At 64.1% G+C, this 23,696-nt stretch carries 17 protein-coding genes; 12 read left to right on the top strand and 5 right to left on the bottom strand.

Going from position 1 to position 23,696, the window contains the following annotated elements:
* The first annotated feature begins 71 nt into the window (after positions 1 to 71).
* The 7 genes from RMO95_RS05135 (at position 72) to RMO95_RS05105 (ending at position 9,259) form a co-directional block, all read left to right on the top strand.
* Entirely contained in the window at positions 72 to 374 is a 303-nt protein-coding gene (locus tag RMO95_RS05135) for a copper-binding protein (protein WP_310449520.1), read from the top strand.
* A gap of 4 nt (positions 375 to 378) precedes the next feature.
* Positions 379 to 1,650: a TolC family protein gene (locus tag RMO95_RS05130; RefSeq protein ID WP_310449519.1), complete on the top strand. Its 1,272-nt coding sequence runs from the start codon at positions 379 to 381 to the stop codon at positions 1,648 to 1,650.
* On the top strand, positions 1,647 to 3,281 hold the full coding sequence (locus RMO95_RS05125; RefSeq protein ID WP_310449518.1) for an efflux RND transporter periplasmic adaptor subunit: 1,635 nt from the start codon (positions 1,647 to 1,649) through the stop codon (positions 3,279 to 3,281). The genes RMO95_RS05130 and RMO95_RS05125 overlap by 4 nt, the downstream gene beginning before the upstream one ends.
* A gap of 1 nt (position 3,282) precedes the next feature.
* Positions 3,283 to 6,531 (top strand): efflux RND transporter permease subunit, encoded by a 3,249-nt coding sequence (locus tag RMO95_RS05120; protein ID WP_310449517.1) that lies wholly within the window; start codon positions 3,283 to 3,285, stop codon positions 6,529 to 6,531.
* Positions 6,532 to 6,829: 298 nt separating this feature from the next.
* Positions 6,830 to 7,069, top strand: coding sequence for a DUF2934 domain-containing protein (locus tag RMO95_RS05115; RefSeq protein ID WP_310449516.1), 240 nt, complete (start codon positions 6,830 to 6,832; stop codon positions 7,067 to 7,069).
* Between the two features lie 289 nt (positions 7,070 to 7,358).
* Positions 7,359 to 7,622 carry a hypothetical protein gene (locus RMO95_RS05110; protein ID WP_310449515.1) on the top strand — a complete coding sequence of 88 codons (264 nt, stop codon included), beginning with the start codon at positions 7,359 to 7,361 and terminating at the stop codon, positions 7,620 to 7,622.
* 344 nt (positions 7,623 to 7,966) lie between these two features.
* The gene (locus RMO95_RS05105; protein ID WP_310449514.1) at positions 7,967 to 9,259 is read left to right on the top strand and encodes an HD-GYP domain-containing protein; all 1,293 of its coding nucleotides are present in this window, start codon (positions 7,967 to 7,969) and stop codon (positions 9,257 to 9,259) included.
* A gap of 34 nt (positions 9,260 to 9,293) precedes the next feature.
* Here RMO95_RS05105 and RMO95_RS05100 read toward each other — a convergent pair whose 3' ends face one another.
* The 4 genes from RMO95_RS05100 to RMO95_RS05085 all read right to left on the bottom strand — a co-directional run bounded on the left by RMO95_RS05100 (position 9,294) and on the right by RMO95_RS05085 (position 12,866).
* Complete coding sequence (locus RMO95_RS05100; protein WP_310449513.1) at positions 9,294 to 9,974, bottom strand: heavy metal response regulator transcription factor; 681 nt, start codon at positions 9,972 to 9,974, stop codon at positions 9,294 to 9,296.
* A 140-nt stretch (positions 9,975 to 10,114) separates the two neighbouring features.
* Positions 10,115 to 10,468, bottom strand: coding sequence for a CzcE family metal-binding protein (locus RMO95_RS05095; RefSeq protein WP_310449512.1), 354 nt, complete (start codon positions 10,466 to 10,468; stop codon positions 10,115 to 10,117).
* A gap of 458 nt (positions 10,469 to 10,926) precedes the next feature.
* Positions 10,927 to 11,226, bottom strand: coding sequence for a CopK family periplasmic copper-binding protein (locus RMO95_RS05090; protein WP_310449511.1), 300 nt, complete (start codon positions 11,224 to 11,226; stop codon positions 10,927 to 10,929).
* Between the two features lie 464 nt (positions 11,227 to 11,690).
* Positions 11,691 to 12,866, bottom strand: a complete 1,176-nt coding sequence (locus RMO95_RS05085) for a GGDEF domain-containing protein (RefSeq protein WP_310449510.1) — start codon at positions 12,864 to 12,866, stop codon at positions 11,691 to 11,693.
* Between the two features lie 313 nt (positions 12,867 to 13,179).
* Between RMO95_RS05085 and RMO95_RS05080 the strand changes: the two genes are divergently transcribed.
* From RMO95_RS05080 to RMO95_RS05065, 4 genes are all read left to right on the top strand, one after another.
* A complete protein-coding gene (locus RMO95_RS05080; RefSeq protein ID WP_310449509.1) occupies positions 13,180 to 13,935 on the top strand; it encodes a transporter substrate-binding domain-containing protein in 756 nt (251 codons plus the stop codon).
* A 7-nt stretch (positions 13,936 to 13,942) separates the two neighbouring features.
* The gene (locus tag RMO95_RS05075) at positions 13,943 to 15,481 is read left to right on the top strand and encodes an ATP-binding protein (protein WP_310449508.1); all 1,539 of its coding nucleotides are present in this window, start codon (positions 13,943 to 13,945) and stop codon (positions 15,479 to 15,481) included.
* A gap of 68 nt (positions 15,482 to 15,549) precedes the next feature.
* The gene (locus RMO95_RS05070) at positions 15,550 to 17,001 is read left to right on the top strand and encodes a sensor domain-containing diguanylate cyclase (protein WP_310449507.1); all 1,452 of its coding nucleotides are present in this window, start codon (positions 15,550 to 15,552) and stop codon (positions 16,999 to 17,001) included.
* Between the two features lie 45 nt (positions 17,002 to 17,046).
* On the top strand, positions 17,047 to 19,035 hold the full coding sequence (locus RMO95_RS05065; RefSeq protein WP_310449506.1) for a serine/threonine protein kinase: 1,989 nt from the start codon (positions 17,047 to 17,049) through the stop codon (positions 19,033 to 19,035).
* A gap of 211 nt (positions 19,036 to 19,246) precedes the next feature.
* Here RMO95_RS05065 and RMO95_RS05060 read toward each other — a convergent pair whose 3' ends face one another.
* The gene (locus RMO95_RS05060; protein ID WP_310449505.1) at positions 19,247 to 20,242 is read right to left on the bottom strand and encodes an AraC family transcriptional regulator; all 996 of its coding nucleotides are present in this window, start codon (positions 20,240 to 20,242) and stop codon (positions 19,247 to 19,249) included.
* Positions 20,243 to 20,399: 157 nt separating this feature from the next.
* On the opposite strand from RMO95_RS05060, the gene icmF reads away from it, so the two are divergent.
* On the top strand, positions 20,400 to 23,684 hold the full coding sequence (gene icmF / locus RMO95_RS05055; protein ID WP_310449504.1) for a fused isobutyryl-CoA mutase/GTPase IcmF: 3,285 nt from the start codon (positions 20,400 to 20,402) through the stop codon (positions 23,682 to 23,684).
* The last annotated feature ends 12 nt before the right edge of the window (positions 23,685 to 23,696 follow it).

The raw sequence follows: 23,696 nt of genomic DNA, 5'->3' as shown, positions 1-23,696 counted from the left end.
CATCTGGCAGCGCGCCGCGGCTTCGCGGCAACACCGATTTACGTCAATGAACAATGAAGGAGTTATCGCACATGAATCGCCACGCATTGCTTGCCCTCTGCGCCAGCCTGATCTTTTCCGCCGCGCCGGCGCTGGCCGCGCCCGAGGCGGCCGCCTGGTCAGACGGCGTGATCAGGAAGCTGAATCGGACTTCGGGCTCCATCACCATCACGCACGGCGAGCTGCCCAATCTCCACATGGGTCCCATGACCATGAGCTTCAAGGCCAAGGACCCCGCCATGCTGAAGAAGTGGAAGGAGGGCGACAAGATCCGCTTCCGCGCCGCCGAGGTCAAGGGTGAATTGACCGTCACCCGCATCGAAGCCGCGAAGTAGGGCCATGGCCTCCCGTCTCTTGCGGCTGGCAGCGCTTGTCGCCCTGGCCTCCGGCAGTGCGTGGGCGCAGCCGGCCGAGCAGTTGATCGGCGGCGAGGTCGAGAGCCTGCTCGAATTTGCCCGCAGCCGCCATCCCGAGTTCGCCGCGCTGCGCGCCGAGGCCGAGGCGGCGACGGCGAAGATCGAGCCGGCGGGCGCCTTGCCCGATCCGATGCTGCGCACCGAGTTGCGCGACGTCACCAACGAGGGCCTGGATGCCAGCGCCAACCTGCTGCCGCCGCGCATCGGCGGCGCGCGCTATACCTTTTCGCAAAGTCTGCCCTGGTTCGGCAAACGCGATCTGCGCCGTGGCGTGGCCGGCGCCGCCGCCGACGAGGCGCAGGCGCGCGCCCGCGCCGGCTGGCTCGAGCTGGCGACCCGCATCAAACTGACCTACGCCCAGCATCACGTGCATCTGACCAGCATCCGCTACGCGCAGGAGAACCTCGACCTGATGCGGCGTGTCGCCGAGATCGCGCGCACCCGCTATGCCAGCGGCTTCGGCAGCCAGCAGGATGCCTTGCGCGCGCAATCCGAGATCATCGCCATGGAAACCGACCTGGTGATGCTCGAAGGCGAAAGCGCCCAGGCCAGTGCGCGTATGCGTGCGCTGCTGGGGCGTCCGGAAAACGTCAAGCTGCGCCCGCCCGAGAAGCTGCGCCTGCTGCCGCCGGTAGCCAGGCTGGACATGGTGGCGCTGGAGGCGCGGCTGCGCGCCAACAATCCGCAACTCGCTGCCGACGACGCACGCATCAACGGCGCCGAGCAGGGCCGCAGTCTGGTCGAGCGCAACCGCTATCCCGACGTGACCCTCGGCATTTCGCCGACACAGACGCGCAACCGCGTCAGCGAATGGGAATTGATGTTCGAGATCAACATTCCGTTGCAGCAGGGCAGCCGCCGCGCCCAGGAACGCGAGGCCGAACTGAACCTCGAAGCGGCGCGCCTGCGCCGCCAGGGCAACCTCAACCAGAGCCTGGCCGAACTCAGCGAAAGCCTGGCCGGCCTCGAAGTCGCGCGGCGGCTGGAGTCACTGGTGACGGGCGGCCTGCTGCCGCAGGCCGAACTGAACCTGAACGCAGCCTTGGCTGCCTACGAAACCGGCCGCGCCGATTTCGCTGCGGTGCTCGATGCGCACCGGCAACTGCGCCGCGCCCGCAATGAACTGGTGAAGGCGCGCGGCGACCAGCAGATACGCCTGGCCGAGATCGAAAAGATGGTGGGAGAAGACCTATGAAGTATTACGTTCCGGGCGTGGTGACGGCCCTTTTGTTTGCCGTGGGCTCCGGCTACTGGGTGGGGACCAAGAGAGTTGGTGCTGGCGACACGGCGACCATGGCCGCTGCGCCCGCCCCGGCGTCGGTTGCGGGTGACGCCGCGGCGCAGAAGCCGCGCAAGCTGCTCTACTACCGCAACCCGATGGGCCTGGCGGACACCTCGCCGACGCCGAAGAAGGACTCGATGGGCATGGACTACATCGCGGTCTATGAAGGCGAGGACGAGGGCGTAGCGGCCGGCGAGCTCAAGATCAGCACCGAGAAAGTGCAGAAGCTCGGCGTGAAAACCGAGCCGGCTGCGCTGCGCGAGTTGGCGCGTCAGGTGCGGGCCGCGGGTCGGGTCGAGATCGACGAGCGCCGCCTGCACAACGTGGCGCCGAAATTCGAGGGCTGGGTCGAGCGTCTGCACGTCAATGCCACGGGCCAGCCGGTGGCCAAAGGCCAGCCGCTGTTCGAGGTGTATAGCCCGGAACTGGTTTCGGCTCAGCGCGAGTACGTGGTGGCGGCCAAGGGCGTCGCGGCGCTGAAGGATGCCAGCAGCGAATTGCAGTCGGGCATGCGCCAGCTGGCCGAGGCCAGCCTGGTCCGACTGCGCAACTGGGACATATCCGAAGAGCAGATCAAGGCGCTGGCCGGCGGCGGCGAGGCCAGGCGCACGCTGAGCTTCCGTTCGCCGGTGAGCGGCGTGGTGCTGGAAAAGAAGGCGGTGGCCGGCATGCGTTTCATGCCCGGCGAGATGCTCTACCAGATTGCCGACCTTTCCGCCATCTGGGTGCTGGCCGATGTCTTCGAGCAGGACATCGGACTGGTGAAAGTCGGCGCTGGCACTACGGTGAGAATCAACTCCTACCCCGACAAGAATTTCAAGGGCGTCGTCACCTATGTCTATCCGACACTGAAAGCCGAGACCCGGACCGTCCCCGTCCGCCTGGAGCTGGCCAACCCCGGGTTTTTGCTCAAGCCTGGAATGTTCGCGCAGGTGGAACTGTCCATCGGCAGCAAGGCCAAGGTGGTGACGGTGCCGCTGTCGGCCGTGATCGACAGCGGCACGCGGCAGGTCGTGCTGATCGACAAAGGCGCGGGGCGCTTCGAGCCGCGCGAGGTCAGGCTTGGTGCGCGCAGCGACAGCCATGTCGAGATCATGGAGGGCGTCAAGGACGGCGAGCCGGTGGTGGTCGCGGCGAACTTCCTGATCGATGCCGAAAGCAATCTCAAGGCAGCGGTGGGCGGTTTCGGCCATTCGGCCCACGGCGCGGCGCCGGCGCCAGGGGCCGCGAGCGGGCAAGCCGCGCCGGTGGCCGCGGCCAGCGGCCACCGGGCCAGTGGCACGCTCGACGCCATCGATGCCAAGGCGGGCACGGTCACCGTGAGCCACGGCCCGGTGGCCAGCCTCAAGTGGCCGGCGATGACCATGGACTTCGTGCTGGCGAATCCGGCGCTGGCGGAGAAGATCAAGCCGGGCAGCGCCATCGGCATCGAGTTCGTCGAGCGCAAACCCGGCGAGTGGGTGATCACGAAGCTGGAAGCCGCGGCAAAACCGGCGACGCCGGCTGCCGCCGCATCGGCCAAATCGGCGCACCAGGGCCACTGACATGCTGAACGGATTGATCGACTGGTCGGCGCGCAACCGCTTCCTGGTCCTGCTGGCCACCTTGTTCGTCACGCTGTGGGGCATCTTTGCCGTACTGCGCACGCCGATCGACGCGCTGCCCGATCTGTCGGACGTGCAGGTCATCGTCTATACGGAGTATCCCGGCCAGGCGCCGCAGGTGGTCGAGGACCAGGTCACCTATCCGCTCACCACGGCCATGCTCTCGGTGCCGAAGTCGAAGGTGGTGCGCGGCTTTTCCTTCTTCGGCGCCTCCTTCGTCTACATCATTTTCGAGGACGGCACCGACATCTACTGGGCGCGCTCGCGCGTGCTCGAGTACCTGAACTTCGCTTCCGGGCGCATGCCCAGGGGTGTCACGCCGCAGCTCGGGCCGGACGCCACCGGCGTCGGCTGGGTGTATCAGTACGCGCTGCTGGCCAAGGACAAGACCCTGGCCGAACTGCGCACGATCCAGGACTGGTACGTGCGCTATCAATTGACCAAGGCCCACGGTGTGGCCGAGGTCGCCTCGATCGGCGGTTTCGTGCAGACCTACCAGGTCACCGTCGATCCGGTCCGCTTGCGCGCCTACGGCATCCCCCTGATGAAGGTGGCGCAGGCGATCCGCGACTCCAACCGCGACGTCGGCGGTCGCGTGGTCGAGATGGCCGAGACCGAGTACATGGTGCGCGGCAAGGGCTATCTGCGCGGCAAGAGCGACATCGAAATGCTGGTGGTCAAGAGCGAGAAGGGCACGCCGGTGCTGATCCGCGACATCGCCCGCGTCGAGCTGGCGCCCGACGAGCGGCGCGGCCTGACCGAGCTCAACGGCGAAGGCGAAGTGGTATCGGGCATCGCCATGGCCCGCTACGGCCAGAACGCGCTCGAAGTCATCCATAACCTGAAGGACAAGATCGCCGAAATCGGTCCCGGCCTGCCCGCGGGCGTCACGGTGCAGACCGTGTATGACCGCTCCGAACTGATCCACCGCGCCATCGAAACCCTCAAGCGCACGCTGCTGGAGGAATCGCTGATCGTCGCGCTGGTTTGCATCGTTTTTCTGCTCCATGTGCGCAGCGCACTGGTCGCCATCCTGATGCTGCCGGTCGGCATCCTGATCGCCTTCATCGCCATGCGTCTGTTGGGCATGAATTCCAATCTGATGAGCCTGGGCGGCATCGCGATCGCCATCGGCGCCATGATCGACGCGGCGATCGTCATGATCGAGAACGCCCACAAGCATCTGGAGCGCCTGCACTCCTCCCCCTTCAAGGGGGAGGCTGGGAGGGGGATGGGGGAAGAGGGCGGAGCACAACCCCATCCCCACCCTAACCCTCCCCTTGTCCCAGGGGATACCGTCCCTTCGGGACATAAAGGGGAGGGAACAAGGCAGCGCGCCGAGGCCATCATCGCCGCTTGCAAGGAAGTCGGCCCGGCGCTGTTCTTCTCGCTCTTGATCATCACCGTCTCCTTCCTGCCGGTGTTCAGCCTGGAAGGCCAGGAAGGACGGCTGTTCTCGCCCTTGGCCTACACCAAGACCTTCGCCATGGCCGGCGCGGCGCTGCTGTCGATCACCCTGGTGCCGGTGCTGATGATGCTGTTCATCCGCGGCAAGATCATGCCGGAAGCGAAGAACCCGGTGAATCGCTTCCTGATCTGGGTCTATCGGCCGATCATCGCCGGCGTGATGCGCTGGAAGAAGCTGACCATCGCGCTGGCGCTGCTGGCTCTGGGCGTCTCGATCTATCCGGCCTCGAAGCTCGGCTCCGAGTTCATGCCGACGCTCAACGAGGGCACGCTGTTCTACATGCCAGCTTCATTGCCCGGGATGTCGATCACCAAGGCCGCCGAACTGCTGCAAACGCAGAACAAGATCATCAAGAGCTTTCCCGAAGTCGCCTCGGTGTATGGCAAGGCCGGTCGCGCCAACACCGCAACCGATCCGGCACCGACCGAGATGTTCGAGACCGTGATCAACCTCAAGCCGGAATCCGAATGGCGGCCCGGTATGACTACCGACAAGCTGATTGCCGAGCTGGACAAGGCCCTGCAGTTCCCCGGTGTCGCCAACTCGTGGACCATGCCGATCAAGGCGCGCATCGACATGTTGTCGACCGGCATCCGCACGCCGATCGGCATCAAGGTCTTCGGCAAGGATCTGAACGAGATGGAGAAGCTGGCCAAGGAGATCGAGGCCGTGGTCAAGACCGTGCCGGGCACCAGCAGCGCCTTCGCCGAGCGCATCACCGGCGGCTTCTACCTCAACATCACGCCGGACCGCGAGCAGCTCGCGCGCTACGGACTGGCCGTGGGCGATCTGCAGGACGTGATCGGCACCGCGCTGGGCGGCGAAATGGTCACCACCACGGTCGAGGGCCGCGAACGTTTCGGCGTGCAGGTGCGCTATCCGCGCGAGCTGCGCGCCGATCCGCAACAGATCGCGCGCGAGGTACTGGTGCCGACCATGGACGGCGCCATGATTCCGCTCGGCCAACTGGCGAAGGTCGAGGTCGCCAAGGGGACTCCCGGCATCCGCACCGAGAACGCCCTGCTCTCCGCCTACATCTTTGTCGACATCCGCGAGCGCGACATCGGCGGCTACGTCGCCGACGCGAAGCAGGCAGTGGCGGCGCAGATCAAGTTCCCGCCGGGCTATTACGTCACCTGGAGCGGCCAGTTCGAGTACATGGAACGCGCCATCGCGAAAATGAAAGTCGTCATCCCGGTGACGCTGCTGTCGATTTTCCTGCTGCTCTACCTGAACTTCAGGCGTCTCACCGAAACCCTGATCGTGATGCTTTCGGTGCCCTTCGCCCTGGTCGGCGGGGTCTGGCTGATGTGGCTGCTGAATTACAACCTCTCGGTCGCGGTGGCGGTCGGCTTCATCGCCCTGGCCGGGGTGGCGGCCGAGACCGGCGTGGTGATGCTGATCTATCTCGATCACGCGTGGGAAGCCGCCAAGCAAAAGTCGGCGCTGGCGGGGCGGCAGTCGAACGCGGAGGATCTCTATGCCGCCGTGATGGAGGGCGCCGTCGAGCGGGTGCGGCCGAAGATGATGACCGTGGTGGCGATCATGGCGGGCCTCTTGCCCATCATGTGGGGCACCGGCACCGGCTCGGAAGTCATGAGCCGCATTGCTGCGCCCATGGTCGGCGGCATGATTTCCTCGACGGTGCTCACGCTCGCGGTGATTCCAGCCATCTACGCGCTGGTCAAGCAATGGCGCCTGAAGCGCGGCATTGAGCACTAAACCATTTTTCAATGCAAGGAGAAGATGATGTCGAAGAAGAAGTGGGCAGTCGCCGTCGTAGTAGTCGCGGTATTGCTGGGTGGCTGCGTCACCAGCGGTGGATATTCCGGGGGCGGTTCCAGTGGCGGATCGAGTTCTGGTGGGCACTCTCATTGACCTGTTCCTGACAAGGCCGTGACGGAGTTGTAATCCGGCAGTCATGTTCCTGACAGCCGCCCGGCCGCAAAATTCTCCGGATTACCCGGCACCCGGGACGCGTGGCTTGGCCACCCGATTTTCGATCAATCAGGAGGCGCAAATGAAAAAGCGTGAGTCAGCGGCGAAGCTCAATGACGACGGATCGAGGCAGCACGCCCGCGGATCAGGCGCGGCGGATTCGGCATCGGGCAATGGCGGCATCCCGCGCGAACAATGGATTGCGGAAGCCGCCTATTTCCGCGCCGAGCAGCGTGGCTTCTCGCCGGGCAACGATATGTCCGACTGGCTGGATGCCGAAGCCGACGTGGACCGCATGCTGGGATGTCGTCCGGCGGCATAGGGCATCACATGACCCGATCGCTCGCCCGGCAATGCATGTCTTTGGGCTGATCCTCGGCGCGGATGTGGGTGGCCGCACGCGCTGATCGACGGGTTCGCCACTCCTCCTTGTGCGTCCCATGAATGTTCCGCAGCCGCCAGGTTCCGCCGCGGCGAATGCGCAAGGACAGACCTGACAGAAATGTAATCGACGAGTCATGTTGTCGACGACCGTAGACGCTCAGACTGTGTTTCGTCCACAGCATTTGGATAAGCAAGATTCCCATCCTCGAACCATTAGGAGAAATTCCATGAAAGTGAAAACCATTGTCGCGGTGAGTTTGTTTACCGCCATAGCTGCCCTGTCCGGGGCCGGCTTCGCCGCTTCGGATACGGACAAGGCTGCAGAAGTCAAGGCTCCAGCCGCCAACGAACAAACCGGCAAGAAGGTGAAGCCCCATTCCCACATGGAGGAAAAGACTGGAATGCCGCAGAAAGTCGCGGACTCCAAGGCCGCCAAGCCGGATCCTGCCAAGGACAAGAGCAAGCATTTTCATCCCCGGGACGGCAAGTAAGTCCTGCCATCGCGAGGCCCCGTTTCGGGGCCTCGGCGTTTTAGCGATGAATGACGACAATCATGATGAACACGGCAACCGATGCTCCTGTCGCCTGTAAGCGGATATGATTGGTTGTCACCCGAAAGCAATCCGCTTCACATATTGTCAAGCCGTGCTGATGAAACACTGGATCAGCGAATGCAACCATGGTTGCCATGAAGAAGTCATGGAATCGGGGTCAGGCGGAAAATGGCTGAACGTAGGGCCGATCAACCTGGTTTCGGCAATCCTGATCAGGAGCGGGTGAGCAAAACGCCGCTGATTACCGGAATGGGCAATGCGCGTGAATCTGAAGGAGTGGGATGTCTATCGTCTTGCCGGAGAGTCCTCGACAACTGCGCTGGATGCTTGTTCGCCAATTGGGCGCCGCCGCGATCGCTATTGGACTGGTTGCCGGTGGCGTTTCCTATCAGGTTGAAACCACCCGCGCCGAGCAGTCTGCGTTGGAAAATGCCGCGGATGGGGCGCGGCACTTCGAGTCTTCGGCGACGCAGATGGCCATGGACACCAAGGCGTCCGGAGAACACGCCGCACTCAAGCGTCTGCTGGACCGAAGCCGATTTGTCGCTGTTCGTGTATTCAGCCTTGAGAGAAAGCTGATCTATGAGACCTGGGAGGACACCCCGCCCGCGCTGATGAATGCTATTCGCATCGCCGGACATCAGCATGACTGGCCCGATTTCGGGCAAAGCCACCAGAATTGGATCGATGTTGGCGACGAGCGCTTGATTCAAGTCGTTCTGCCGTTGATTGGAGCGGATGCAAGACGTGTTGGCTATCTGGAAGGTATCAGCCGCCTCGACAGGCAGACCTTGGAAGCCCAGCGGGATCAGGTTCGCAACGGAGCGCTGACGGCATCCCTGTCTGTCCTGGTCACGGCATTTCTCCTCTACCCTTTGTTGTTGGCCATGCTGCGCCAGTCCGCTGAACGATCCCGTCGTCTGCTGGATGCCAATCTCTCCCTGTTGCGCTCCCTCGGCAACGCCATTGCGAAACGGGATTCAGATACCGACGCCCATAACTACCGGGTGACGCTCTATGCCGTCGCCCTGGCTGAAGCGCTGAACGTGCCGAAGCGGGACATAGCGGATCTGGTGGTCGGTGCTTTCCTCCACGATATTGGAAAGATAGGCATACCGGACCGCATCCTGCTCAAACCCGGGAAGCTCACGACGGACGAGTTCGAGATCATGAAAACCCACGCACTCCTCGGCATCGAGATTGTGGCGGACAACCCGTGGCTGACGGGTGCCGCGCTGACCATTCGTCATCATCATGAGCGTTTCGATGGATCGGGCTATCCCGATGGACTGGTCGGCGACGCGATCCCCCACATCGCCAGGATATTCTCCGTCGTCGATGTTTTCGACGCCCTGACTACGGAACGGCCCTACAAGAGGCCGATGCCGCTGGGCGAGGCACTGGACATCATTGGAAGGGATTCAGGTCGGCAATTCGACCCCGAGGTTGTTGCGATTTTCATAGGAATTGCTGCGGAAATCCATGCTACGACTTTACTTGCCGGCGGCGTGGAACTGAGGCAGGAAATGCGTATTCTGCTTGCGCGGTATTTCAGGACGACAACTGCCAACTGACGACGCATTCCTGCGTGTGACGAGGCGCGTGGCGTTAGTTGCATTCCGGGCCTTCGAGTACATAGCCCATGCGCCGGACCGTCCGAATGAATTTGACATCGAATGGATCGTCAATCTTCGATCGCAATCTACAAATCGCCACGTCGATGACGTTGGTGTCACTGTCGAAGTTCATGTCCCATACCTGGGATGCAATCAGCGATCGGGGCAATACTTCGCCTTGCCGCCGCAAAAGCAGTTCGAGCAGAGAGAATTCCTTGGCCGTAAGGTCGATACGGGTGCCTGACCTGGTTACCCGTCTTCGCAGTAGATCGAGTTCCAAATCAGCCAATCTCATTGTTCCGAATTCGCCAGGATTTCCGCGTCGCAACAGAGTGCGCGTACGAACCAGGAACTCGTCGAAAACAACAGGCTTGAGGAGATAGTCGTCGGCACCAAGGTCCAGGCCTTTCACCCGGTCGTCCACCTCGTCTCGCGTGCCAAGCAGCATGATTGGCACATCCCTGCCGGCGCGTCGTATGGCTCCTAGCGCATCCCAGCCGTCAAGGCCCGGCAGCATGACGTCCAGGACCACCAAATCATAGGCTTCGGTCAGCGCCGAATGCAGTCCTTGATTTCCGTCGCGACGCAGATCCACACAGAACCCCGCCTCCGAGAGCCCCTGATTCAGATAGGCGGCGATTCTCGAATCCTCTTCAACGAGCAGGATTTTCATCTTACGCATGCGCCCGCAGTAACGAGCGGCGGCGCGATCCTAAGGAGATGCAAGCGTTGCATGAATTGACCTCGCCTGGCTTTTTATAGCAATGCCGGCGTACAGGGCGCCGGCGAAATCATCTGCGAACAGATGAGTGATCAGAAGGTAAAGTGCTTCACCGGGTGATTGACATAGACCCACACATTGCCGGCGTCGAATCCGGCCGGTGCGATGGTCTTGAGGGAGAAACTCACCGGCGCAGTCAGGGTATCGAAGAACCACGTGAAGCTCTGGCCTTTGTCATTCTCGATCTTGAGCGTTCCTGTGTGTTCGGCATTGACATAGCGTGTTTGCGGAGTGATCCGCACCGTGGTGTCGGCCTTCCCTTGAGCCAGGAAGCCGAGATCGCCACGGGTGAGAGCTTCCTTATGGTTGTCGGCGGCGCCGGCCGTACCAGCGCCGACCAGAGCGGACAGCAAGAGAATGGACAGAAGACTTTGTTTGATGTTCATGGTTTGAACTCTCTATGCAATTGACAATTAACAGCCGGGTTCGGCCGGGGTAATCGAATTCTCGTTCGACACGGCTGAAATATAGATCGAGCATCCTGACAAGAAAGTTGCGCAATCATTACGATGGAGTAAGGTGGTTGCAATCTTCACGCGTGGCAACGGATGCCGACACGCCTCCCATGACGGCGATCACATCTGACATCGCCGCGAGCCTCTTGACCGCAAGATGGCCCGCCTGGGGCCAATGCCCCCGTCGAGAAATTGTTCGGCATTGAAGGTGCTTCCGTCCGGCGCCAAGAGTGTTGCAAGCCATAGGGGAATCGTTGCCGGCCTGCGGGCGAGGACCATGCCCACCGGCAATCCGGCGCCCATGAAGGAAATGGGCGAGATTGGGTCCCATTGCTTCAAGACGAAAACGGCCCCCAAAGGAGCCGCTTCACGTTCTAGGAGTCGGTTGCTTAGCCGCCGAAGTGCCCTTCGTTGATCAGCGTTTGGAGGCGCGCGACCTCGTCACTCTCCATCTTGATTTTCTGACCATCCTTGGTCTCGATTGCCGCGCCTACCTCCATGCGCGTGGCACGACCGTATCGATCTTCCATTGCCATCTTGCCGTCCTTGAAGATGTAGAGCGTCGAACCGTCTTTCAGCTCGATCATTTGTTTCGCCTCAGCGCGGGCGGCGTCATGGGCAAACGCAGCCGTTGCACCCGCGGTGCTCAGAACAGCAATCAGGGCCAGTTTTGCTAACTTGGTTTTCATGGTTTTTTCCTTTTGAGGTTGGAGGCCGCCGGGCGACTCTCGTCCGACGGAGATGCCATATTAGGAGCCGCATACGGACAGGAAGATGACCGGAGAATTACGGTTAAGTCAGCTTCCTGGTGGGCGGCGTCCGGCAACACCCCGGCCGCATTGCGTGCCACCGCTGCGGGTCATATCCATGCGAATGGCGTGGCTATCGCTAATCGCACGCAGCGGAGGCATGAAATTACTTGGTGGCGATTGAATTATCTCGACCACGCTTGGGAAGCGGCTCGGACGTGCTGCGCTGCCGAAAATCACCGTGCCGCCAGCGCCAACTATCTCGCGACAGTCGTAAAAGGCGCCGTCGAGAGGGTGCGGCCGAAAATGAAGACGGTGACGGCGGCGATGGGCGGCGCCATGATGCACCATGACGGCGGCCACGGCGAAGGCATCGGGACGCGGCAAGGAAACCGGACAATACCTCAGGATGCGGCGGGCGCCGTGCTCGCGGTGTCCATAGCCGGCGCCACCGATGGGACAACGCGGTTGCGTCCTTCGGCCTTGGCGCAATACAGCCGTTCGTCGGCCTGGCGGATGAGTTCGGTCCCCGTCGTTCCGTCGCCGGGAAACGCCGCGAGTCCGATGCTGATGGTGACCGGAAAGGTCCGGCCGTCGCCGACGGGGAAACGGTCTGCCGTTACCTGGCGGAGTTTCTCGGCGGCGAGCACCCCGTCGCCAAGAGGCGTTTCGGGAAGGATGACGACGAACTCTTCGCCACCGTAGCGCGCGATGCGGTCTTCGGCGCGGACGTTCTGCCTCATGAGCTTGGTCAGATCCCGCAGGAGCCGGTCGCCGGCCTGATGGCCGTGGGCATCGTTGAAACGCTTGAAGTGGTCGATGTCGATCATGGCGATGGTCAGCGGGCGCCCGTGCCGTCCGGCGCGGCTCAGTTCTTCGTCAAGGGTGGTGTCGAGATAGCGGCGGTTGAACACCCCCGTGAGCCCGTCGGTGACCGCCAGGCGCTCCGCGACCGCCAGGAAACTGCGCGCGATGCGTTCGAGGTAAAACAGGCCAAACACGCTGATGAGCACGGCGAGACCGAGTTGTGCATAGAAGAGCGTACTGGTCCAGAACTGGATGCGGTGGGCCGACGCCTGCGCCAGGTTCAGGTCGGCTTCGTGCCGCTGGTGCAATCCGGCATAGTAATGGACGAAGACGGTATCGAAGAGTTCCCGCGAGCGGGCCAGCGCGCGCCCGTCGCCCCGGTTACCGGTTGCCACCACGCCATCCAGCGCCTGGCTGTAGGCGGTGAAGTTCGCCTCCAGGTCGTCGGTGTCCGGTGTGTGCGTGGACTTGCCATGAGGCTGGGCCGCCAGGGTGGCGAGGAAGGCGCGGGCGACCTCCTGCTGTCGGACGAACTCGGTACGGAAGGTATCGTTACCGGTCCCGGCATAGGCGGCAGCGGCAATCAGCATCAGGTGCATCGCCGAGTGGAACTTCTCAGAGGCGTGCATCTGCTCGGTGATGCGCGCGGCGGCCACCAGGTGGTCGTGCAGCCGGGTGATGCTGCTGCGGTATATCGACTGCGACGCGATGAACGTCGCCACCAGAACCAGGATACCCAACGCCCACTTCGTTTTGAAGGATTTCGTGTTCATGACGTTATGCTGTCCCATGTCTTCGGTGCGATCATACCCGTGTCGTGGCCCAGGTCGCGACCAACGACCAGCGCCTGCGCTCTCCCGGAGCCAAAGCCAAAGCGAGTTGTCCTGTTGCCGTTGCCAGATATACAGCCGGGCGCGTCGGTGACAAGGCCGGCAGCGTGACCGTGATGCCTTGGTCAAGGAATGGCGGCTGCGGACGCGGCCAGAGGGCTGAAGCGCCGCGACGCGAGGTTGACCTTGGACAACGTTTCCCCACGCCGCGGGCGCTAGAGTGTCAGGGCTCCGAAAACCAGCGACAAGCGCGGAAATGCCCATTCACGAAATTCGCCCACCCATGGTCAAGTTGCCGTCCATCTGCTTCGCCGCGCTGGCTACCGTCATGCTGGCGTTCGCCCTGCCCGCCGCCGCCGAACCGCTGCGCATCAATACCGGGGTCGGCGCACCTTACATCCAGCCCGATCACAAGGGTTTCCTCGATCGTCTGGTCCCCGAGATTTTTCGACGCATCGGGATTCAGGCCGAGGCGGTCGGCTATGCGGCTTCGGAGCGGGCGATGATCAACGCCAACAACGGCATCGACGACGGCATGGCGATGCGCATCAAGGGCCTGGAGGCGATCTACCCGAACCTGCTGCGGGTCGAGGAAAAGATCATCGACAACGATTTCGTCGCCTACTCGATCCGCCACGATTTCAAGACCACCGGCTTCGACAGCCTGAAGCCTTATCAGGTCGGCTACATCATCGGCTGGAAGGTGTTCGAGGCGCCGCTGCGTTCCGCGCCGTCGATCACTCTGGTGCAGGATGCCAACCAGTTATTCACCCTGCTCGACAAAGACCGTGCCGACGTCGTGCTGTTCGAGCGCTGGCAGGGCAACTGGCAGGTCCGCGAACGCGGGATTCCGGCCCGGCTGCTGTTGCCGCCGCTGGTGACGACCGAAATGTATATGTACCTGCACAAGAAGCATGCGCATTTGCTCGGGCGCGTTGCCGAGGCGCTGCGCGCGGCCAAGGCCGACGGCAGCTACCGGCGGATTCACGAACAGAGCCTGCCGCGACTCTGAGGCGCCGATGATTCCGGACCGTTTCCCGAGTGGGCAACTGCTGGCGCGCCGGCTGGCTTTCCTGATCGTCTTCGCCAGTTCGCTGATTGCCCTGCTGATCACCGCGGCCCAGCTCTACCTGGAATTCAAGCGCGACGTCGGCTACATCCATGATCGTTTCACCCAGGTCGAGGAAGCCTATCTGCCCAGCATCGTGCAGAACGTCTGGGTGGTCGATCCCGCGCGCCTGGATACTTTGCTCGAAGGCATCGACCGCTTGCCGGATTTCGAGTTCGCCGAAGTCCGCGTCGACGGCAAGCCTTTCGCCAGCAGCGGCAAGCGCCCCGCTTCCGCCGAACTGATTCGGCAGTTTCCGCTGACTTACGAGTACCGCGGCCAGGTGCTCGACATCGGTCAATTGGAGGTCGGCGCCTCGCTCGACGGACCGATCCGGCGCACCTGGGAGCGGCTGTGGTTCGTGCTGCTGCTCAATGCGCTGAAGACGGCGCTGGTTGCCGCCCTGATCTTCTTGCTGGTGCGGCGCATGATCACCCAGCCGCTGGCGAGCATCGCCGGCCAGGCCTGCCGGCTCGCCGCGGGGGAGCTGGCGCAGCCGCTGACGCTGCCGGTGACCCGGCTGTCGGCGGGCGACGACGAGATTCACGGTCTGGCCGGAAATCTCGACGAGATGCGGCAAAAGCTCATGCAGCGCCAGGCCAGTCTGGAAGCCATGAACCGCGAACTGGAGGCCGCGGTGCAGGAGCGGGAGGCCGCGCTGGAGCAGATTCGCCAGGCCCACGCCGAGATACGCAGCCTCAACGAGGAACTCGAGGCGCGGGTGCGGCAGCGCACGGCGCAACTCGAGGTCGCCAATGCGGACCTCGAAAGTTTCAGCTACTCGGTCTCGCACGACCTGCGCGCGCCGCTGCGCGCCATCGACGGCTTCGCCGGGATTCTCGCCGAGGACTACGCTCCGCGCCTGGACGACGAGGGGCGGCGCCTGCTGCGGGTGGTCGGCGACAACGCCAACAAGATGGGGCGGCTGATCGGCGACATCCTGAATTTCTCCCGCGCCGGGCGCCAGGAGATGACGATCCTGCCGATCGACATGAATGCGCTGGTGCGCGAAGTCTGGCAGGGACTGGAACCGCAGCGCGAGGACCGTCAGGTGGAATTGCGCCTGGACGAACTGCCGCCCGCCAGCGGCGACATTGCGGCCATCCGCCAGGTCTGGCAGAACCTGCTCGCCAATGCCCTGAAGTTCACGCGCGGCCGCGCGCCCGCGGTGATCGAGGTCGGCGGCGAGACTGCCGCGGCTGAGCTTCTCTATCATGTGCGCGACAATGGCGCCGGCTTCGATCAGGCCCAGGTTGCGAAGATTTTCGTCCCCTTCCAGCGCCTGCATGAGGCCGGCAAATTCGAGGGCAGCGGGATCGGCCTGGCCATCGTCAAGCGCTTCGTCGCCATGCATGGCGGCCGCGTCTGGGCCGAGGGCAAGCCGGACGCCGGGGCCTGTTTCGGCTTCGCCCTGCCGGCCCACCAGGCCTGCGACGACGCTGCCGCCTGAGCGCGGCGTGCGGCGTCGGGCGGCGGCCGCTTCCTGCCGCCGCAGGCGATCCGGTAAAATCGATCATCATGGGATATCAGAAAATCTTCGATCGCCGCGGCCTGCTGCTGCTGCTGAGCCTGCTGCTGACGATAGGCTTCTTTGCCACCACGCTGCTGGGCTACCAGGTATCGAAGCGGGCGATTCGCGACGCCATCATCGGACAGGATCTGCCGCTGACATCGAGCAATATCTACTCCGAAATCCAGAAGGACCTGGTGCGGCCGGTGCTGATTTCCTCGACCATGGCCAGCGACACCTTCCTGCGCGACTGGGTGCTCAGGGGCGAGGTCGGGGTCGGCGAGATGGCGCGCTACCTGAGCGAAGTAAAGCAGCGCTACGGCGCCTTCAGCAGTTTTTTCGTGTCGGAAAAGAGCGCGATCTACTACACCGGCGAGGGCATGCTCAAGCGCGTGGCGCCCGGCGAGCCGCGCGATGCGTGGTACTACCGCGTGCGCGATATGAAGGAAGCCTACGAGATCAACGTCGATCCCGATCTCGCCAACCGCGATGCGCTGACCATATTCATCAACTACCGCGTCTTCGACTTCAACGGCAACTACATCGGCGCCACCGGCATCGGCCTCACCGTGGACGCCGTGCGGCGCCTGATCGCCGAGTACCAGCAGCGCTTCCAGCGCACCATCTACTTCGTCGATGCCGCGGGCCGGGTGGTGGTCTTCGGCAACCAGCTCGATCGCGCCGCCGACCTGCGCGCCGCCGAGGGCCTGGGGCCGCTGGTGGAGCGCATCCTCACGGAGAAGAGCGGCAGCTACCAGTACCAGGCCGGGGGCGACAACCACATCCTCAACGTCAATTACCTGCCGGAGCTGAAGTGGTACCTGTTCGTCGAGCAGAACGAGGAAGTTGCGCTGGCCGGCATCCGTCGCACGCTCTACGTCAATCTCGCCATCAGCCTGGCGGTGACGCTGGTGGTGGTGCTGCTGACCCACCTGGCCCTGTCGCGCTACCAGCACCGCATCGAGGAAATGGCCTCGACCGACAAGCTCACGGGTCTGCTCAATCGCCATGCCTTCATCATTCTGGTGGACAAGCTGATGGCGGCCTACCGGCGCGCGCCGCAGCCGATCAGCATGCTGCTGGTCGACGTCGACCACTTCAAGCAGGTCAACGACCGGCACGGACACCTCGCCGGCGACCAGGTGCTGGCAGGCATCGCCGGCATCCTGCGGCAGGGCCTGCGCGAATCCGACATCGCGGTGCGCTGGGGCGGCGAGGAATTCCTGCTGGTGCTGCAGGGCTGCAATCTCGCGGAGGCCACGCGCATTGCCGAAAATCTGCGCCAGGCCGTGGCGCAGGCGCGGCTTGCCGGGCAGGAGGAAGGCATCAGCGTCAGCATCGGCGTCAGCGAGTTCGACGGCGTCGAGACCACCGAGCAGGTGGTCAGTCGTGCCGACGGCGCGCTCTACCAGGCGAAGCACGGAGGCCGCAACCGCGTCTGCGTCGCGGCCTCCGCATAGACGTGGGCGACCCGCGGCGGCGACAGATGGTTTAGGCTGGCAGTCGTGAAGCTTTCCATCGACCGGCCACGGCTTGCCCTGCTGCTGCTTGCCGCCCTCCTCGGCGTGGGCATCTGGGCCTATCGCGGGGTCGGCGATTCGCTGCGCGAACTGCGCGCCACCTCCATGGTGACGCTGCTCAACACGCAAATCGAGGCGCTGGAGCAATGGATCGCCGAAGGGCGGCATGAAGCGGAGCAACTGGCGGCCGACGCGGAATTGAGCGCAACGGTAAGCCGCCTGATCCGCCACGGCGCCGGCGGCGAGGAGGGTGTCCGCATCGTCGAACGCGTGCTGCAGGCCGCCGGAGGCATCGGCATCACTGCCGCGCATGTGATCGACGGCAAGGGAAATGTTCTCGCTTCGAGCGACGCGGCGCGCATCGGCCAGGCCGTGACCCCGGATTTCTTCGCTAACCTCGCCCCGGCCCTGGCCGGGCGGTCCATATTCATTCGTCCCTATCGTGGCGGCGCCATGGGCACCCATCCCATGCAGCTGGGCAGCGTCTGGATCGCCGCGCCGGTGCGCGACGCCAAAGGCAAGGTGCTGGCCTTGCTGGCCCTGGGTTCGCCGGCAGAAGCCGGCTTCGCCGACTTGTTCAAGGCGGCCCGCCCCGGCAGCAGCGGCGAGTCTTTTGCCTTCGACGCCGAAGGCTGGCTGGTTTCGGAAAGCCGCCACATCGAGGAGCTGCGCAGCCGCGGTTTCGTCGCCGGGTCAGGCAAGGGCGCCGCGCCGCTGCGCCTCTTGGTCGCCCAGGCCGACGCGGCGCCCCTGACGCGGCTGGCGGCCACCGCCATCGCGGCGCGCCTCGGCGAGGAATCGCAGCGCGCCGGGGTGCTGCTGGACCCCTACGCCGGCTATCTCGACCGCGAGGTGATCGGCGCCTGGCGCTGGCTGGGCGAGCTCGATCTCGGCGTGGCCGTGGAAATGCATGCCGCCGAAGCGTACGCGCCGCTGCGCTATCTGCAGATCGCCTTCATGGTGCTGCTGGCCATGATCCTGCTGGTGTGGCTGTCCGTGTTCCTCCCGGCCGAGACCCTCGATCGCCTGCTGCGCCGCAAACCGGGGCAGCAGATCGGTCCCTACCGGGTGATACGCCAGATCGGCGCCGGCGCCATCAGCAATGTCTACCTTGCCGAGCATCGCTTGCTGAAGCGCCCGGTGGCGCTCAAGGTGCTCAAGCCGCAGGCGTCCTCCGACGAATGGATCGCGCGTTTCGAGCGCGAGGTGCAATCCACCAGCCTGCTGCGCCATCCCAACACCATCACCATCTACGAGTACGGCAGGGGGCCGAACGGCCTGTTCTATTACGCCATGGAATACCTGGAGGGCTTGTCGCTGGCCGACCTGGTCGAACGCTACGGCCCCGTGCCGCCTGCGCGCACCGCCTACATTCTGCGCCAGGCCTGCGCCTCGCTGTGGGAGGCGCATTCCTGCGGTCTGGTGCATCGCGACATCAAGCCGCAGAACATCATGCTGTGCGAAATATCCGGCGAGCGCGACGTGGTCAAGGTGCTCGACTTCGGTCTGGTCAAGCAGGTTTCGGGCGTTGCCACGCGCGACCTGACCGGCGCCATGCGTATCCTCGGCACGCCGCTCTACATGTCACCGGAACGCATCCGCAACCCGGCCGACGCCGATGCGCGCGCCGACATTTACGCGCTCGGCGCGGTCGGCTTTCACCTGCTGACGGGCCGGCGCCTGTTCGAAACCGAGACCGAGCACGACCTGACTTATCACGTGCTGCACGAAGAGCCGCGGCTCGCCTCGGACTGTTCGCCCTTCGCGGTGCCGGCGGAGCTCGATGCCCTGATCGGACGCTGCCTGGAAAAGGATCCGGCGGCGCGCCCGCAGAGCATCGCCGCGGTGGCCGGCGCGCTCGATGCGCTGCTGGTGCACGCGCCATGGACGCGGCGCCAGATCGACGCCTGGTGGGAAAAGAACTGGGTCGCGGCGGACAGCCCGGAGCGGCGCTTCTCGGTGACCCGGCCCTGATGCAATTCGCCGTCTCGCCAGCGCCAACTTTTGGGGCGGGCTCGTTGGGCGGACTCGTAGGGCGGACTCGTAGGGCGGACTGTAGGGCGGACTTCAGTCCGCCAATCCCGCTGGCCGGCTGAAGCCGGCCCTACAAAGGCATCCACCACGGCAGGCTGAAGGCGCCCCCACAAGGTGCGATACAGGTCCAACACCGACCGCCGGTACGTCGTCATGGTGCGGCGAAACGCTTGCGATACTCGCGCGGACCGCTGCCGGTCCAGGCGCTGAAGGCGCGATAGAAGGCCGCGGCGTCGGCAAAGCCGAGATCGGCGCCGATGCGGCTCAGGGTGCGCGCGGTCTTGGTCAGCCAGTCGATGGCGAGGTCGCGGCGCAGGCCGTCCTTGATGGCGCGAAAACTGGTGCCTTCGTCTTCCAGCCGGCGGTGCAGGGTGCGCGGCGAAAGGAACAGGCGGCGCGCGATCGCCGGCAGCGTCGGCTGCTCGGGCAGGGCGGCGCGCAGGTGTTCGCGCACGCGCAAGCCGAGTGCGCGGTCGCGGCGATACAGCGTGGTGATGCTGGCCGGCGCGTCGGCGAGGAACAGGGTCAGCGCCGCCTCGTCGCGGCGCACCGGCAGTGCCAGCCATTCCGCCGGGAAGCGCGCTTCGAGGCGCGGCGCATCGAAGGTGTAGCGTGGCGCGAAGACCAGTTCGTAGTCGGCCGCATGCAGCGGCGGCGGATAGGGAAAACTGACTTCGTCGAGCGGCAGCGGATGCGCGACGAGCCAGGCCGCGAGGCCGTGGATCATGCGCAGCAGCCACTCGAAGGCGAACACCCGTCCGGCCGGGCCGACCGGCAGCGCCTGCTCCTCGCTGATGACGATGACGGCGGCGCGGCCGCTTTGTTCCAGTTCCACGTCGAGCTCGTCCTGCACCACATGCAGGAAGCGCGCGATGCGCTGCAGCGCCTCCTCCAGGTTTGCTGCGGACAGCGCGGCGCGGCAGAGGAACTCGAAGCTGCCGCGGCGCAGAGGGCGCGAGAACAGCGCGAAACCCTCGTCGTCGAGGCTTTCGTTGATCAGGCGATACAGCGCGGCGTACCTCGCGACGGGGATGCGGGCGCTACGCTCGTGGAGCAGATCGATGGCAATTCCTGCATGTTCTAGCAGGGCCTCGGCCGTCAATCCGGCTCGCGAAATCCCTGACAGGATGCCGATGACAAAGCCCATGGCGACGGTTGACGGGCTTCCGGCAGACCTTCTGGAGGAGGTGGCGGCGCTGGGCATAATGGCAGATTATGCATAGTTATCGTCGTTTTGTGTCATGGCGGCGACGTCGTCCATTGCCTATGATGCAAGCTCTGCCGCACAACCTGGAGCTGTCGCCATGACCGATCTGAGCATCGCCGCGAAACTTGTGCCCTACAAGCCCAAGCACAAGGTGCGTTTCGTCACCGCCACCTCGCTGTTCGACGGTCACGACGCCTCGATCAACATCATGCGGCGCATCCTGCAATCCACCGGCGCCGAGGTGATTCACCTCGGCCACAACCGCTCGGTCGAGGAAATCGTCAACGCGGCGCTGCAGGAAGACGCGCAGGGCATCGCGGTGTCGTCCTACCAGGGCGGCCACGTCGAGTTCTTCAAGTACATGATCGATCTGCTCAAGCAACGCGGCGGCGAGAGCATCCAGGTCTTCGGCGGCGGCGGCGGCGTGATCGTGCCGGCCGAGATGAAGGAGCTGCACGACTATGGCGTAGCGCACCTCTACTCGGTACAGGACGGCCAGAAGATGGGCCTGCAGGGCATGATCAACGACATGGTGATGCGCTGCGACCTCGATTTGAGCCGCCGCGCGCCGCAGGACTTGAAGGCGCTCGAAGTCGCCGACCGCGCCGAGCGCATGCGCAACCTCGCGCAGATCATCACCGCGCTGGAAAACGGCGCCTGGCCCGAAAAGGCCAAGAAGGCGCTGCATGACAAAGCGATCACCGTCTCGTCAGCGCCAACTCTTGGCATCACCGGCACCGGCGGCGCCGGCAAGAGCTCGCTGACCGACGAACTGATCCGCCGCTTCCGCCTCGACCAGGACGACGCTCAGCGCATCGCCGTGATCTCGATCGACCCCTCGCGCAAGCGCACCGGCGGCGCGCTGCTGGGCGACCGCATCCGCATGAACGCGATCCAGCATCCAAATATCTACATGCGTTCGCTGGCGACACGCGATACCGGTTCGGAAATCTCCAAGGCCCTGCCCGACGTCATCGCCGCCTGCAAGGTGGCCGGCTTCGACTTCGTCGTGGTCGAAACATCGGGGATAGGCCAGGGCGATGCGGCCATCGTGCCGCTGGCCGACGTCTCGCTCTACGTCATGACGCCCGAATTCGGTGCCGCCTCGCAGCTGGAAAAGATCGACATGCTCGACTTCGCCGACTTCGTCGCCATCAACAAGTTCGACCGCAAGGGCGCGGAAGACGCGCTGCGCGACGTGCGCAAGCAGTACCAGCGCAACCGCGAACGCTTCGGCGAAAAGCCGGACGACATGCCGGTGTTCGGCACCATGGCGGCGCGCTTCAACGACGACGGCGTCACCGCGCTGTACCAGGCGCTGGCGCCGCGCCTGGCCGAGCGCGGGCTCAAGTTCGGCAAGAGCGTGCTGCCAGCAGTGAAGGTCAAGGCCTCCTCGGCCGGCCGCGCCATCGTGCCGGCGGAGCGCGTGCGCTACCTGGCCGAGATCGCCGACGCGCTGCGCGGCTATCACAAGCACATTGGTGATCAGGCGCTGCTGGCGCGCGAGCGGCAGTCGCTGAAAACCGCCAAGGCGATTTTCGAGGGCTGCGGCAAGAAGGCCGCCGCGCAGTTGGCCGACTTCGACGAACTGATCGCCTGGAAGGACGGCCAGCTTACGCCTCACGCCCGCAAGCTGCTGGCGATGTGGCCGGACATGAAGAAGGCCTATGCCGGCGACGAGTACGTGGTGAAAATCCGCGACAAGGAAATTCGCACCGGCCTGATCCACGAGACGATGTCCGGCACCAAAATCCGCAAGGTGGCGCTGCCGCGTTTCGACGACGAAGGCGAACTGCTCAAGTTCCTGATGCGCGAGAACGTGCCCGGCTCCTTCCCCTACACCGCCGGCGTGTTCGCCTTCAAGCGCGAGAACGAAGATCCGACGCGCATGTTCGCCGGCGAGGGCGACGCCTTCCGCACCAACAAGCGTTTCCTCAAGGTTTCCGAAGGCATGCCGGCCAAGCGCCTGTCCACCGCCTTCGATTCGGTCACGCTGTATGGCTGCGACCCGGATCCGCGTCCCGACATCTACGGCAAGATAGGCAACTCGGGCGTGTCGATCGCCACGCTGGACGACCTCAAGGTGCTCTACTCCGGCTTCGACCTGTGCGACCCGGCGACCTCGGTATCGATGACCATCAACGGCCCGGCGCCGATGATCCTGGCCATGTTCCTCAATGCCGCCGTCGACCAGCAGATCGAGAAATTCCGCGAGCAGAACGGCCGCGATGCGACCGAGGACGAAGCCGACAAGATCCGCGCGTGGACGCTGTCATCGGTGCGCGGCACGGTGCAGGCCGACATCCTCAAGGAAGACCAGGGCCAGAACACCTGCATATTCTCGACCGAGTTCGCGCTGAAAATGATGGGCGACATCCAGGAATATTTCGTCCATCACCAGATCCGCAATTTCTACTCGGTCTCGATCTCCGGCTATCACATCGCCGAAGCCGGCGCCAACCCGATCAGCCAGCTCGCCTTCACCCTGGCCAACGGTTTCACCTATGTCGAAACCTACCTCGCGCGCGGCATGCACATCGACGATTTCGCCGGCAACCTGAGCTTCTTCTTCAGCAACGGCATGGACCCGGAATACTCGGTGATCGGCCGCGTCGCGCGGCGCATCTGGGCCGTGGCGATGAAGAACCGCTACGGCGCCAACGAGCGTTCGCAAAAACTGAAGTACCACATCCAGACCTCGGGCCGCTCGCTGCACGCGCAGGAAATGGATTTCAATGACATCCGCACCACGCTGCAGGCGCTGATCGCGATCTACGACAACTGCAACAGCCTGCACACCAACGCCTACGACGAGGCGATCACCACGCCGACCGAGGAGTCCGTGCGCCGCGCCATGGCGATCCAACTGATCATCAATCGCGAATGGGGTGTGGCGAAGAACGAGAACCCGAATCAGGGAGCCTTCATCATCGAGGAGCTGACCGACCTGGTGGAGGAGGCAGTATTGAAAGAATTCGAGGCCATCGCCTCAAGAGGCGGCGTGCTCGGCGCCATGGAAACCGGCTACCAGCGCGGCAAGATCCAGGAAGAGTCGATGCACTACGAGCACAAGAAGCACGACGGCTCCTATCCGATCATCGGCGTCAACACCTTCCTCAATCCGCACGGCTCGGGTGTCGCCAGCGAGATCGAACTGGCGCGCTCGACCGAGGACGAAAAGCAGTCGCAGTTGCAGCGCCTGGCGGATTTCCAGCGGCGCAATGCCGGCGAGGCAGAAGCTTGCCTGGCGAAGTTGCGCCAGGCCGTGATCGACAACGGCAATGTGTTTGCCGTGATGATGGACGCCGTGCGCCATTGCTCGCTGGGGCAGATTTCGAATGCCCTGTACTTGGTGGGCGGGCAGTACCGGCGGTCGATGTAGGAGTCAGCGCTG

Source organism: Sulfuritalea sp. (genome assembly GCF_031426875.1).
Taxonomy (GTDB): domain Bacteria; phylum Pseudomonadota; class Gammaproteobacteria; order Burkholderiales; family Rhodocyclaceae; genus Sulfuritalea.
Note: the sequence above shows the minus strand (reverse complement) of the source record. Positions and strands in the feature narration are given on the sequence as shown.

What these genes read in the sequence shown, in the direction of transcription:
- RMO95_RS05135 (WP_310449520.1), top strand. Translation starts at nt 72, where the DNA reads ATGAATCGCCACGCATTGCTTGCCCTCTGCGCCAGCCTGATCTTTTCC.
- RMO95_RS05130 (WP_310449519.1), top strand. Translation starts at nt 379, where the DNA reads ATGGCCTCCCGTCTCTTGCGGCTGGCAGCGCTTGTCGCCCTGGCCTCC.
- RMO95_RS05125 (WP_310449518.1), top strand. Translation starts at nt 1,647, where the DNA reads ATGAAGTATTACGTTCCGGGCGTGGTGACGGCCCTTTTGTTTGCCGTG.
- RMO95_RS05120 (WP_310449517.1), top strand. Translation starts at nt 3,283, where the DNA reads ATGCTGAACGGATTGATCGACTGGTCGGCGCGCAACCGCTTCCTGGTC.
- RMO95_RS05115 (WP_310449516.1), top strand. Translation starts at nt 6,830, where the DNA reads ATGAAAAAGCGTGAGTCAGCGGCGAAGCTCAATGACGACGGATCGAGG.
- RMO95_RS05110 (WP_310449515.1), top strand. Translation starts at nt 7,359, where the DNA reads ATGAAAGTGAAAACCATTGTCGCGGTGAGTTTGTTTACCGCCATAGCT.
- RMO95_RS05105 (WP_310449514.1), top strand. Translation starts at nt 7,967, where the DNA reads ATGTCTATCGTCTTGCCGGAGAGTCCTCGACAACTGCGCTGGATGCTT.
- RMO95_RS05100 (WP_310449513.1), bottom strand. Translation starts at nt 9,974, where the DNA reads ATGAAAATCCTGCTCGTTGAAGAGGATTCGAGAATCGCCGCCTATCTG.
- RMO95_RS05095 (WP_310449512.1), bottom strand. Translation starts at nt 10,468, where the DNA reads ATGAACATCAAACAAAGTCTTCTGTCCATTCTCTTGCTGTCCGCTCTG.
- RMO95_RS05090 (WP_310449511.1), bottom strand. Translation starts at nt 11,226, where the DNA reads ATGAAAACCAAGTTAGCAAAACTGGCCCTGATTGCTGTTCTGAGCACC.
- RMO95_RS05085 (WP_310449510.1), bottom strand. Translation starts at nt 12,866, where the DNA reads ATGAACACGAAATCCTTCAAAACGAAGTGGGCGTTGGGTATCCTGGTT.
- RMO95_RS05080 (WP_310449509.1), top strand. Translation starts at nt 13,180, where the DNA reads ATGCCCATTCACGAAATTCGCCCACCCATGGTCAAGTTGCCGTCCATC.
- RMO95_RS05075 (WP_310449508.1), top strand. Translation starts at nt 13,943, where the DNA reads ATGATTCCGGACCGTTTCCCGAGTGGGCAACTGCTGGCGCGCCGGCTG.
- RMO95_RS05070 (WP_310449507.1), top strand. Translation starts at nt 15,550, where the DNA reads ATGGGATATCAGAAAATCTTCGATCGCCGCGGCCTGCTGCTGCTGCTG.
- RMO95_RS05060 (WP_310449505.1), bottom strand. Translation starts at nt 20,242, where the DNA reads ATGGGCTTTGTCATCGGCATCCTGTCAGGGATTTCGCGAGCCGGATTG.
- icmF (WP_310449504.1), top strand. Translation starts at nt 20,400, where the DNA reads ATGACCGATCTGAGCATCGCCGCGAAACTTGTGCCCTACAAGCCCAAG.